The sequence below is a fragment of the Shewanella litorisediminis genome, assembly GCF_016834455.1.
In the GTDB taxonomy this organism is placed as follows: domain Bacteria; phylum Pseudomonadota; class Gammaproteobacteria; order Enterobacterales; family Shewanellaceae; genus Shewanella; species Shewanella litorisediminis.
In genome coordinates this window covers 4,162,284-4,174,528 of record NZ_CP069213.1, presented here as the reverse complement: position 1 = coordinate 4,174,528, position 12,245 = coordinate 4,162,284, and the positions used below count along the sequence as shown (strand labels likewise).

At 55.6% G+C, this 12,245-nt stretch carries 8 protein-coding genes; all 8 read left to right on the top strand.

Features of this window, described 5'->3' with window-relative positions; genetic code table 11:
* Positions 1–20 precede the first annotated feature (20 nt).
* The 8 genes from JQC75_RS18570 (at position 21) to JQC75_RS18535 (ending at position 12,214) form a co-directional block, all read left to right on the top strand.
* A complete protein-coding gene (locus tag JQC75_RS18570) occupies positions 21–2,870 on the top strand; it encodes a formate dehydrogenase subunit alpha (protein WP_203325488.1) in 2,850 nt (949 codons plus the stop codon).
* Positions 2,871–2,897: 27 nt separating this feature from the next.
* On the top strand, positions 2,898–3,494 hold the full coding sequence (fdh3B, locus tag JQC75_RS18565; RefSeq protein WP_011761718.1) for a formate dehydrogenase FDH3 subunit beta: 597 nt from the start codon (positions 2,898–2,900) through the stop codon (positions 3,492–3,494).
* Positions 3,495–3,553: 59 nt separating this feature from the next.
* Positions 3,554–4,570 carry a formate dehydrogenase subunit gamma gene (locus JQC75_RS18560; protein ID WP_203325487.1) on the top strand — a complete coding sequence of 339 codons (1,017 nt, stop codon included), beginning with the start codon at positions 3,554–3,556 and terminating at the stop codon, positions 4,568–4,570.
* An 817-nt stretch (positions 4,571–5,387) separates the two neighbouring features.
* Entirely contained in the window at positions 5,388–5,582 is a 195-nt protein-coding gene (locus tag JQC75_RS18555) for a formate dehydrogenase (protein WP_203325486.1), read from the top strand.
* A gap of 12 nt (positions 5,583–5,594) precedes the next feature.
* The gene (locus tag JQC75_RS18550; RefSeq protein WP_203325485.1) at positions 5,595–8,447 is read left to right on the top strand and encodes a molybdopterin-dependent oxidoreductase; all 2,853 of its coding nucleotides are present in this window, start codon (positions 5,595–5,597) and stop codon (positions 8,445–8,447) included.
* Positions 8,448–8,474: 27 nt separating this feature from the next.
* Complete coding sequence (gene fdh3B / locus JQC75_RS18545; protein WP_203325484.1) at positions 8,475–9,044, top strand: formate dehydrogenase FDH3 subunit beta; 570 nt, start codon at positions 8,475–8,477, stop codon at positions 9,042–9,044.
* Between the two features lie 45 nt (positions 9,045–9,089).
* On the top strand, positions 9,090–10,061 hold the full coding sequence (locus tag JQC75_RS18540; RefSeq protein ID WP_203325483.1) for a formate dehydrogenase subunit gamma: 972 nt from the start codon (positions 9,090–9,092) through the stop codon (positions 10,059–10,061).
* Positions 10,062–10,879: 818 nt separating this feature from the next.
* Positions 10,880–12,214 (top strand): coproporphyrinogen III oxidase family protein, encoded by a 1,335-nt coding sequence (locus JQC75_RS18535; RefSeq protein WP_203325482.1) that lies wholly within the window; start codon positions 10,880–10,882, stop codon positions 12,212–12,214.
* Positions 12,215–12,245 lie beyond the last annotated feature (31 nt).

Sequence of the window (12,245 nt, the reverse complement as noted above, 5' to 3'; positions counted from 1 at the left end):
CTTTAACCAAGGAGATTAAGATGCGATTGACACGCACCTCCGCCGAGGCCCGTCAGGCAGAAAAGCCCAGCCTTGGCATGAATCGCCGTCAGTTCCTCAAGTCAGCCGGTTTTGCCACCGGTGGTATCGCCGCCGCCTCCATGCTGGGTACCGGCATGATGCGCCGCGCCGAAGCCAAAGACGTGCCACACAATGCCCCTACCGAAGTGAAGCGAACCATCTGCTCCCACTGCTCTGTGGGTTGTGGTATCTACGCCGAAGTACAAAACGGTGTTTGGACGGGTCAGGAACCGGCTTTCGACCACCCCTTCAACCAGGGCGGCCACTGTGCCAAGGGTGCCTCTCTGCGTGAACACGGCCACGGAGAAAAACGCCTCAAGTACCCAATGAAGCTTGAAGGCGGCAAGTGGAAGAAACTCAGCTGGGAGCAGGCCATCAACGAGGTTGGTGACCAGATGCTCAAAATTCGTGAGGAGTCAGGTCCGGATTCGATTTACTTCATGGGTTCGGCCAAGTTCTCCAACGAACAAGCTTATCTGTACCGCAAATTCGCGGCCATGTGGGGCACCAACAACGTCGACCACTCAGCCCGTATTTGTCACTCTACCACTGTAGCCGGTGTGGCCAACACCTGGGGTTATGGTGCGCAAACCAACTCTTTCAATGACATGCGCAACTCCAAGTGCATGATGTTCATCGGCTCCAACCCAACCGAAGCACACCCTGTTGCGATGCAGCACATTTTGGTTGGCAAAGAGCGCGGTGCCAAAATCATTGTGGTTGATCCCCGTTTTACCCGTACTGCGGCCAAGTCCGACGAGTACGTGCATATCCGTCCCGGTACCGATATTCCCTTCATCTACGGTCTGCTGTGGCATATCTTCGAAAACGGCTGGCAGGATGAGGTCTTTATCAAGTCCCGCGTATACGGTATGGAACGTATCCAGGACGAAGTGAAGCGCTGGACGCCGGAAGAAGTGGAAAACGTGGTCGGTGTCTCCAAGGCACAGATGTACCGTGTGGCCAAGATGATGGCCGAGCACAAGCCTGGCACCATCGTTTGGTGTATGGGTGGTACCCAGCACCACGTAGGTAACGCCAACACCCGCGCTTACTGTGTTCTGCAGCTGGCACTGGGCAACATGGGCGTGTCCGGTGGCGGTACCAACATTTTCCGTGGCCACGATAACGTGCAGGGCGCTACGGACTTTGGTCTGCTGTTCGACAACCTGCCAGGCTACTATGGCCTGACTTCCGGTGCCTGGGCGCATTGGAGCAATGTGTGGGATCTGGACCCTGCCTGGGTATCCGGCCGTTTCGATCAGGGAGAGTACCTCGGCAAACAGCCACAAACCACCGCCGGTATTCCCTGCTCCCGCTGGCACGATGGTGTGTTGGAAGACAAGACCAAGATTGCCCAGAAAGACAACATTCGTCTGGCGTTCTTCTGGGGCCAGTCAGTCAATACCGAGACCCGTGGCCGTGAAGTGCGTGAAGCACTGAACAAGATGGACACAGTGGTTGTCGTTGACCCCTTCCCAACCATGGCCGGTGTTATGCACCAGCGCACTGACGGCGTGTACCTGCTGCCTGCTGCCACCCAGTTCGAAACCTATGGTTCGGTTTCTGCCTCCAACCGCTCACTGCAGTGGCGCGATAAGGTCATTGAGCCGCTGTTCGAATCCCTGCCAGACCATGTGATCATGTACAAGCTCGCCAAGAAAGTTGGTATTGAAAAAGAGCTGTGCAAACACATTCAGGTGAACGGCGATGAGCCGCTGGTGGAAGATATCACCCGCGAATTCAACAAAGGCATGTGGACCATTGGTTACACTGGCCAGAGCCCTGAGCGTTTGAAGATGCACCAGCAAAACTGGGGCACCTTCGATGTGAACAGCCTGACAGCCCCAGGCGGTCCTGCCAAGGGTGAAACCTATGGTCTGCCTTGGCCATGTTGGGGTACACCTGAGATGAAACACCCCGGTACCCAGATCCTGTACGACACAAGCAAGCACGTCAAAGACGGCGGCGGTAATTTCCGTGCCCGTTTTGGTGTTGAGCACGAAGGTAACAACCTGCTGGCCGAAGGCACCTATTCCAAGGGCGCTGAAATTCAGGACGGTTATCCAGAATTTACTGCCGACATGCTCAAGCAGCTTGGCTGGTGGGATGACCTGACCGAAGAAGAGAAGAAATACGCCGAAGGCAAAAACTGGAAGACCGACGTATCCGGCGGTATCCAGCGTGTTGCCATCAAGCATGGCTGTATTCCTTTTGGTAACGCCAAGGCCCGCTGTATCGTGTGGACTTTCCCGGACGATATCCCGCTGCACCGCGAGCCGCTGTACACACCACGCCGTGACCTGGTGGCCAAGTACCCCACCTACGATGACCGCATGGTTCATCGTTTGCCAACCCTGTACAAGTCAATCCAGGAGAAGGATTTCGCCAAGGACTTCCCACTGGCACTGACCTCAGGCCGTTTGGTGGAATACGAAGGTGGTGGTGAAGAAACCCGCTCCAACCCATGGCTGGCGGAGCTTCAGCAGGAGATGTTTATCGAAATTAACCCTGCCGACGCTGCTGATCGCGGTATTCGCAACGGTGACAACGTCAAGGTACACAGTCCAGAGGGTGCGGTTATTAGTGTCAAGGCCATGGTGACCCCAAGGGTGATTGCCGGTGAATGCTTTATGCCATATCACTTTGCGGGCATCTTTGAAGGTGAAAGCTTGGCGAAGAATTATCCAGAAGGCACAGTGCCTTACGTAGTGGGTGAGTCTGCCAACACTGTTATGACCTACGGCTACGACCCTGTGACCCAGATGCAGGAAACCAAGTCCAGTCTGTGCCAAATCACGAAAGCCTGACCGTAACTTGATGAGGAGAAAGCCATTATGGCAGTCATGAAATTTCTGTGTGACACCAAGCGCTGCATCGAGTGTAACGGTTGTGTCACCGCTTGTAAGAACGAAAACGACTCCGCCCTCGAGTGGGGTATCCAGCGTCGCCGTGTAGTCACCATCCGTGATGGTGAACCCGGCGAGGCCTCAATCTCGGTTGCCTGTATGCACTGTACCGACGCGCCCTGTATGGCGGTGTGTCCGGCGAACTGCTTCTACAAAACCGACGACGGCATAGTGCTGCACAACAAAGATACCTGTATCGGTTGTGGCTACTGTTTCTACGCCTGTCCGTTCGGTGCGCCGCAGTTCCCGAAAAAGACCGCCTTTGGCAGTCGCGGCAAGATGGACAAGTGCACCTTCTGCGCCGGTGGTCCTGAGGAGAACTTCTCCGACGCCGAGCGTCAGAAGTACGGTGCCAACCGTATCGCCGAAGGTAAGCTGCCAATGTGCGCCGAGCTGTGTGCCACCAAGGCGCTGCTCGCCGGTGATGCCGATGTGGTATCCAGCATCTACCGTGAGCGTATGGCTGCCCGCGGCAATCCCAACGTGATCTGGGGCTACAACCCCCAGACAGGTGAGATTAACTGAGGCCAAGCTGTGGCAACAGGGCGCCTTTATTGGGCTTTGTTGCCGCTATAGGAGTGAAAATGTTATCCAAAACGTTTAACAAGTCACTGCAGCAGCTCTGGTCTGTGGCCTTGTTGGCGATGGCTCTGGTGCTGGGATCCGTTTCGGGTGCCTGGGCCGCCGATGAGCAATCCAGTCAACAACAGGCAGCGCAAACCAGTGATGCCGATCTGTGGCGTGCGGTAAAAGCCGGTGAATCCGGTTCTACCACCGCCCAGGGCGTTGAGGCAGGTGTACTCATCAACGTGGCCGGTAATCAGGGTAAGGAAGTCCGCAATCAGTATCTGACCCCCGTCATGGGCTTTGCCGTGGTGGGTGTGTTCGGTGCCTTCCTGCTGTTCTATCTGGTCAACGGCCCCTCGAAGCTGCACCACGGCTTCTCGGGCAAGCTGGTGGCCCGTTGGAGTAAGGCGGATCTGTGGATCCACTGGGTGATGGCCATTGCCTGTTTGCTGCTGATCTTCACCGGTCTAACCATCATGCTGGGACGTCATGTGCTCGAACCCTATGTGGGCTCGGGTTTGTGGGCTTCGCTCATCTACGGCAGTAAAACCGTGCACGACTTTGCCGGGCCTGTATTTATGCTGGCCTGGGTATTGTGCGTGGTGAAGTGGATGCCGCTGCAAACCTTCAAGCTCTACGACCTTAAATGGTTCCTGCTGGTGGGTGGCTACATCAACTTCGGCCCCTTCAAGGGTAAGCACCCCGACAGTGGTTTTGCCAATGCCGGTGAGAAGATGTGGTTCTGGACCCTGACCATCTTCGGTCTGTTTATCAGCGTGACCGGGGTGATGCTGGTTCTGCCCGGCCTGGATCTGCCGCGGGAAGCCTCGATGGCGGCCCTGCTTATCCACGCCATGAGCGCCATCATCATTATCGCTTTCACCATAGTGCACATCTGGATGGCGACTGTGCTCAGTGAAGGTGGTATGGAGTGCATGAAGTCCGGTTATTGTGATGAAAACTGGGCGATTCAGCACCACAACCTCTGGTACGATGAAATCAAGGCCAATGGCAGCTTGAAATACAAGGACTGATGTTTAGTCCGTTGTTGAAAAAGGCCCAGTTTTAACTGGGCCTTTCTACACCATCCGGCACCACAACCTCTGGTACGATGAAATCAAGGCCAATGGCAGCTTAAAATACAAGGACTGATGTTTAGTCCGTTGTTGAAAAAGGCCCAGTTTTAACTGGGCCTTTCTACACCATCCGGCTCCACAACCTCTGGTACGATGAAATCAAGGCCAATGGCAGCTTAAAATACAAGGACTGATATTTAGTCCGGTGTTGAAAAAGGCCCAGTTTTGACTGGGCCTTTCTACACCATCCGGCACCACAACCTCGGGTATGATGAAATCAAGGCCAATGGCAGCTTGAAATACAAGGACTGATGTTTAGTCCGTTGTTGAAAAAGGCCCGGTTTTAACTGGGCCTTTTTGTCTCTGCAAGACAGTACCTACCCCCGAAACCATAAAACATTCTGGGCGCGTGTTGCCACTCACCTAATTAAGCTGCTCATCTCCGCTCTCCTTTAAGGCCCATCCAACCACAAACACGCGTTTTCTCTGGTGTTTCAGCCCCACAAGTCATTCACAAATTTAACGAATTTGCATTTTTGTATCAAAGGGTTACCGGCTCACCTTTATAGCGGTTTCTTGCGCTTGTTAACAGAACACGACTATCAGCGGGTGCGCAAGGCCACAATACTGCGCCAGATCAAGTCTGTCTCTCACATGCGCGGCTACAGTGGCGGCGAAAAGTCCCTAACTCACTAATAAAAGTGAGTTTTACAACAATAATCATGCTTTTTGTTAACAGGGTGGGTCAGCTTGGCTGATTAGCTCAGGAGTCAATATGAAAACAACCCCCAACAGCGCAGAGCGCCGGGCGTTTCTCAAGACCATGGCCATGGGCAGTGTTGCCGGTGTTGCAGTGGCCACTTGTGGCAGCGCAGTGGCACAGCCGCTTGAGTCTGCGTCTGCCCAGTCCAAGGGCTATCGCGAGACAGACCATGTCCGCCGTTATTACGCCAGCTTACGCGGCGAGTAAAAGGAGTCTGTAATGAAACTTACCCGTACCTCAGACGTGGCCGCGAAGACCGAGGCCAAGCCGCTCGGCATGAGCCGCCGTCAATTTATGAAAACGGCCGGTATTGCCACCGGTGGCATTGCCGCCGCGTCCATGCTCGGCACCGGCATGATGCGCCGCGCCGAGGCCAAAGACATTCCCCACAATGCACCGATTGAAATCAAGCGCACCATTTGCAGTGCCTGTGCCGTGGGTTGTGGCCTGTATGCCGAAGTGCAAAACGGCGTCTGGACCGGCCAGGAGCCCGCATTCGATCACCCCTTCAACGCCGGTGGTCACTGTGCCAAGGGTGCTGCGCTGCGTGAACACGGCCATGGTGAAAAACGCCTCAAGTATCCGATGAAGCTTGAAGGCGGCAAGTGGAAGCGTATCAGCTGGGAGCAGGCGATTAACGAGGTGGGCGACAAGATGCTCAGCATTCGTCAGGAGTCAGGCCCGGATTCTGTGTACTTCATGGGCTCGGCCAAGTTCTCCAACGAAGGCTGCTATATGTACCGCAAACTCGCGGCCATGTGGGGCACCAACAACGTCGACCACTCGGCCCGTATTTGTCACTCTACCACCGTAGCCGGTGTGGCCAACACCTGGGGTTATGGTGCGCAAACCAACTCTTTCAACGACATTCAGAATGCCCGCGCCATCTTCTTTATCGGCGCCAACCCTGCCGAGGCACACCCTGTGTCCATGCAGCACATTCTGACTGCCAAAGAGCGCAACAACGCCAAGATCATCGTGGTCGACCCGCGCTTCTCCCGCACGGCGGCCCACGCCGACCTGCACGTGGGTATTCGCCCCGGCACTGATATTCCGTTTATTTACGGCATGTTGTGGCACATTTTTGAAAACGGCTGGGAAGACAAAACCTTTATCGACCAGCGCGTATTTGGCATGGACAAAATCCGCGAAGAAGCCAAAAAGTTCCCGCCAAAAGAAGTGGCCGATATCACGGGTGTATCTGAAGAGGCCATTTATCAGGCCGCCAAGCTGATGGCCGATAACCGTCCCGGCACTGTGGTCTGGTGTATGGGGGGTACCCAGCACCACGTGGGCAACGCCAACACCCGCGCCTACAGCATTCTGCAGCTGGCGCTGGGCAACATGGGCGTATCCGGTGGTGGTACCAACATCTTCCGTGGTCACGACAACGTACAGGGCGCCACCGACCTGGGCCTGCTGTTTGACAACCTGCCCGGTTACTACGGCCTGACCAGCGCCGCCTGGCAGCATTGGACCCACGTGTGGGATCTGGATCTGGAATGGGTCAAGGGTCGCTTCGACCACGGCACCTACCTGGGCCGCGAGCCCATGACCACCCCTGGTATTCCCTGTTCCCGCTGGCACGACGGTGTGCTGGAAGACAAGGCCAAGCTGGCGCAGAAAGACAATATCCGTCTGGCGTTTTTCTGGGGTCAGTCGGTTAACACCGAAACCCGTCAGCGCGAGGTGCGTGATGCTCTGGACAAGATGGACACAGTGGTTGTGGTTGACCCCTTCCCAACCATGGCCGGTGTCATGCACCGCCGTAAAGATGGCGTCTATCTGCTGCCTGCCGCGACCCAGTTTGAGACCCGTGGCTCCATCTCCAACTCAGGCCGCTCTATCCAGTGGCGTGAACAGGTTATCGAGCCGCTGTTCGAGTCCAAGACCGACATCGAAATCATGTACCGTCTGGCGGAAAAGCTGGGTATTGCCGAGCAATACACCAAGCGCATCAGCAAAGAAAATGGCGTGCCACTGATTGAGGACATTACCCGCGAAATCAACCGCGGTATGTGGACCATCGGCATGACAGGCCAGAGCCCTGAGCGTATCAAGGCCCACACCATGAACTGGGGCACCTTCTCGCAGAAGAGTCTCGAAGCCGAAGGTGGCCCATGCAAGGGCGAAACCTATGGTCTGCCATGGCCATGTTGGGGCACCCCTGAGATGAAACACCCGGGTACCCAAATTCTCTACAACACAAGCAAGCATGTGAAAGACGGCGGCGGTAACTTCCGTGCCCGTTATGGCGTTGAGTATCAGGGCCAGAACCTGCTGGCCGAGGGCTCCTTCTCCAAGGGCGCCGAGATTGAAGACGGTTATCCCGAATTCACCGCCGACATGCTCAAGCAACTGGGCTGGTGGGACGACCTGACCGCGGCCGAAAAAGCCGAGGCCGAAGGTAAAAACTGGAAGACGGATCTGTCCGGCGGCATTGTGCGCGTTGCCATCAAGCACGGCTGTATTCCTTTCGGTAACGCCCGTGCCCGCTGTGTGGTGTGGACCTTCCCTGATGCTGTGCCTGTGCACCGTGAGCCGCTGTACACCGCCCGTCGCGATCTGGTGGCCAAGTACCCCACCTACGACGACATGCAGGTGCATCGTCTGCCTACCCTGTACAAGTCGATTCAGGAAAAAGACTTCAGCGGCAACTACCCGCTGGTGCTTACCTCCGGTCGTTTGGTGGAGTACGAGGGTGGCGGCGAAGAATCCCGCTCCAACCCCTGGTTGGCCGAACTGCAGCAGGAGATGTTTGTGGAAATCAACCCGGCCGACGCTGCCGACCGGGGTATTCGCAACAATGACAATGTCTGGCTGGAAGGCCCGGAGGGTGGCCGCATCCTCATCAAGGCGATGGTGACACCCAGGGTAAAACCCGGCGTGACCTTTATGCCTTACCACTTCGCCGGTGTGATGCATGGCGAGAGTCTGGCCGCCAACTATCCGGAAGGCACCGTGCCCTACGTCATCGGTGAATCCGCCAACACGGCGCTGACCTATGGCTACGACCCTGTGACCCAAATGCAGGAAACCAAGTCGAGCCTGTGTCAGATAGTCAAGGCCTGAGCGCGGTAATCGAGGAGATAAGTCATTATGGCAACTATGAAATTTTTGTGTGACACCAAGCGCTGCATCGAGTGCAACGGCTGCGTCACCGCCTGTAAAAACGAAAACGACTCCGCCCTCGAGTGGGGTATCCAGCGCCGCCGCGTCGTCACCATCCGTGATGGTGAGCCCGGTGAAGCCTCCATTTCGGTGGCGTGTATGCACTGCTCTGACGCCCCCTGTATGGCGGTGTGTCCGGCCAACTGCTTCTACAAGACCGACGATGGCATAGTGCTGCACGACAAGGACACCTGTATTGGCTGTGGCTATTGCCTGTACGCCTGTCCGTTTGGCGCGCCCCAGTTCCCTAAAAAGGGTGCCTTCGGCAGCCGCGGCAAAATGGACAAGTGCACCTTCTGCGCCGGTGGCCCGGAAGAAAACTTCTCCGATGCTGAGCGCCAGAAGTACGGCAGCAACCGTCTCGCCGAAGGCAAGCTGCCCATGTGTGCCGAGCTGTGTGCCACCAAGGCGCTGCTTGCCGGTGATGCGGAAGTGGTTTCCAACATCTTCCGTGAGCGCGTGGTCTATCGTGGTGCCGACAACGGTGCCTGGAAGTAATCACAGCCAGGGGGGCGGCCTGTTCGCCCCCAACGGAGGTTAACAATGAACAATTGGTTCAAAATCCTGGCCGTGGCTGCGCTACTCATGCTGGGTATGGGGCTCGGCCATGCTGCCGATGCCAATGCCCAACTGGGAGATGCCCAGATGTGGGCCGAGCTGAAAGACGGCGCCGTGGGTTACACCACCTCGACCAGTGAGTTTCATGGTCAGCCCATCAATACCTACGACCCCAGACTGCTGCAGGTTCGCGGCACCTGGTTGGCGCCGGGGCTGATGGCAGCGCTGTTTGGCATGATAGTGGTGTTTGCCCTGTTTATCATGGTCAACGGTATCTCCAAGCTGCACCACGGTTTTTCGGGCAAGATGGTGTACCGCTGGTCCAAGCTGGACGTGAGCATTCACTGGCTGGGGGCCATCCCCTGTCTGCTGCTTATTCTCACAGGTTTGGTACTGCTGGCAGGTCGCTTCTTCTTCCAACCCTGGTTGGGTGAGAGCGTATGGGCCGGTCTGGTGTATGCCGCCAAGCAGGTGCACGATGTTATGGCCATTCCCTTTATGATTGGCTGGGCGCTGATGACCCTGATGTGGGCCAAAAACCAGCTGCCGAAAATGTACGACATCAAGTGGTTTATGGTGGTGGGTGGCTATATCAACTTTGGCCCCTTCAAGAACCAGCACCCCGACGCGGGCTTTGCCAACGCCGGTGAAAAAATGTGGTTCTGGACCTTTGCCCTGTTCGGGCTGGTGATCTCGGCCTCCGGCATGTTGCTGCTGTTCCCCAACCTGTTTGAGCCAAGCCGCACCTTAAGCTTCGCTGCCCTTGTTCTGCACGGCATCAGCGCCATCATCATTTGTGCCTTCTCCATAGTGCACATCTTTATGGCGACCGTGATGTCTGAGGGCGGTATGGAGTGTATGGTGTCGGGTTACTGTGATGAGAACTGGGCCACGCAGCACCACAACCTTTGGTTTGATGAAATCAAGGCTAACGGTACTCTGAAGTACAAAGAGTAATCTTTGGCTTCAGTGGTGCTGTGAGGCCCAGTTCCTGGGCCTTTCAAGCAAAGCCAGGCACCACAACCTTTGGTTTGATGAAATCAAGGCTAATGGTACTCTGAAGTACAAAGAGTAATCTTTGGCTTCAGTGGTGCTGTGAGGCCCAGTTCCTGGGCCTCTTTAGCCAAGCCAGGCACCACGACTTGTGGTTCGATGAAATCAAAGAGAATGGCACCCTTAAGTACAAAGAGTGACATGTAACTTTGATGTGTGGTGACTGAATGCGTTTAGTCGCCACTGAGTTGAAAAGCCCTGCGACTGCGGGGCTTTTTGTTGCTTGCAGCAACGGGGCTCAACTTCGGCTGTCAATGCTGTGCTTTGAGTTGACTGAGCCAAGCTGCGCTTGGCAAAAGGTCGTGGGCAAATACATCCATGTACAAGGGGCAGTTCGCCATCCATGGCTCTCGCTCGTGCGCAGGCAAACACTCGCCCACCCACATTCAGGCAAAGGGGACTAAGCGGCTCCGCTCCCCTTTGCTAACCCCGTTGACGCTCACGGCTCTAATTAGGGTAAGAACTTAAATCCACTTTTTGCCGTTGAAGCACCACCGTTTGTTTCTGGCTTGTAATCGTGTAATAAACGAACTGTGCATTCGCAATGGCTAAAATATGCGCTGCTTAACAAAAACGGTAATCTAAACTTGCTGGAACGGCCAAATTGGTGGAAGTTCACATTTTACCTATGTCTAAATGGGTAGGCTATGGATAGCAAACTCGAAATGTTTTCTTTGTTTTTCAAAAAGATCCATTTCAGATAATCTTTGACAGGAAGCCCTATGACCAGCAGTTCAACCTTAGCCATTCCCGCCGCCCATCAGGCGCAAGTCGATATTACTCTGCCGGCATGGCTGCTGAGCACCGCTGAACGGGTGATGAACTTCTATGTTGATCGCAACCTGCGGCTCGATACCCTGTCGGTCGATACCATGCCCGCGCCTGTGTCGGGCAAAAAGTACATGCTGTACGCCCATGTGCCCTTTTGCCATACCCTCTGCTCTTACTGCACCTTCCACCGCTTTACCTTTAAAGAGGATAAGGCGCGCGCCTATTTCGTTTCCCTGCGTAAAGAAATGACCATGGCCAAGGAGCTCGGTTATGACTTCGAATCCATGTACATAGGTGGCGGCACTACCACTGTGCTGGAGGATGAGCTGGCACGCACTATCGAGCATGCCAGGCTGCTGTTCCCGTCCATCAAGGAAGTGTCCTGCGAGTCAGACCCACGCCACCTGGCGAGCCCGGAGTTCCGTCAGCTCAAGGGGCTGGTGGACCGCATGTCTATTGGGGTGCAGAGCTTCGATGATGGCATCCTCAAGATGACCGACCGTTTCGAGAAGTTTGGCTCGGGGCTGCAAACCTTCGACCGTATTCAGGCGGCCAAGGAGTTGTTCCCCATCATCAACGTGGACCTGATTTTTGGCTTCCGTGGCCAGACGGAGGAGGTGATCCAGCGGGATCTCGACATGGCCCGCCGCCTCGACCCACGGCAGATAACCACCTATCCGCTGATGATCACCCACCAGACCCGCAAGAGCGTGAAGGGCAAGCTGGCGGCGCCCCAGGCGGATCTGGCCCGTCAGTACAGCCAGATCCTCACCAGTCTGCGTGGCCAGTACAACCAGCTGTCGAGCTGGGCATTCGGCAAGGCCAACGACGAAGGCTTTGATGAGTATGTTATTGATTATGATGAATATCTTGGCGTTGGCTCTGGTTCGTTCAGCTTCCTCGGTGACACCCTGTATGTGAACACCTTCTCACTGCGCAAGTATCAGGAGCGCATCGAAGCGGGCAAGATGAGTGTTGAGCAGCAAAAGCGCTACGACACCAAGGCCATTATGCAGTACCGCTTTTTGCTGGGGCTCTTCTCTGGCCGCTTGTCGCGCCAGTATTTCCGCGACACCTTTGGGGTGAATCTCGATACCGCGTTGTTTAAGGAAATGACCGCCATGAAGCTGATTGGCGCGCTCAAAAACGACCCCACCAACCCCGAGGAACTCCTGGTTACCGACAACGGCAACCTGATGGGCCTGCTGATGATGAAGGAGTTCTATTCCGGCATGGACAATGTGCGGGCACAGCTGCGCAAGCCGCTGAAGAACTGTGATATGTAACGAGTTGGTTTTGCGGGGGAATGTTGGCAAC

Excerpts from the sequence above, each read along its gene's own strand:
- JQC75_RS18570 (WP_203325488.1), top strand. The coding sequence starts at position 21 with ATGCGATTGACACGCACCTCCGCCGAGGCCCGTCAGGCAGAAAAGCCC.
- fdh3B (WP_011761718.1), top strand. The coding sequence starts at position 2,898 with ATGGCAGTCATGAAATTTCTGTGTGACACCAAGCGCTGCATCGAGTGT.
- JQC75_RS18560 (WP_203325487.1), top strand. The coding sequence starts at position 3,554 with ATGTTATCCAAAACGTTTAACAAGTCACTGCAGCAGCTCTGGTCTGTG.
- JQC75_RS18555 (WP_203325486.1), top strand. The coding sequence starts at position 5,388 with ATGAAAACAACCCCCAACAGCGCAGAGCGCCGGGCGTTTCTCAAGACC.
- JQC75_RS18550 (WP_203325485.1), top strand. The coding sequence starts at position 5,595 with ATGAAACTTACCCGTACCTCAGACGTGGCCGCGAAGACCGAGGCCAAG.
- fdh3B (WP_203325484.1), top strand. The coding sequence starts at position 8,475 with ATGGCAACTATGAAATTTTTGTGTGACACCAAGCGCTGCATCGAGTGC.
- JQC75_RS18540 (WP_203325483.1), top strand. The coding sequence starts at position 9,090 with ATGAACAATTGGTTCAAAATCCTGGCCGTGGCTGCGCTACTCATGCTG.
- JQC75_RS18535 (WP_203325482.1), top strand. The coding sequence starts at position 10,880 with ATGACCAGCAGTTCAACCTTAGCCATTCCCGCCGCCCATCAGGCGCAA.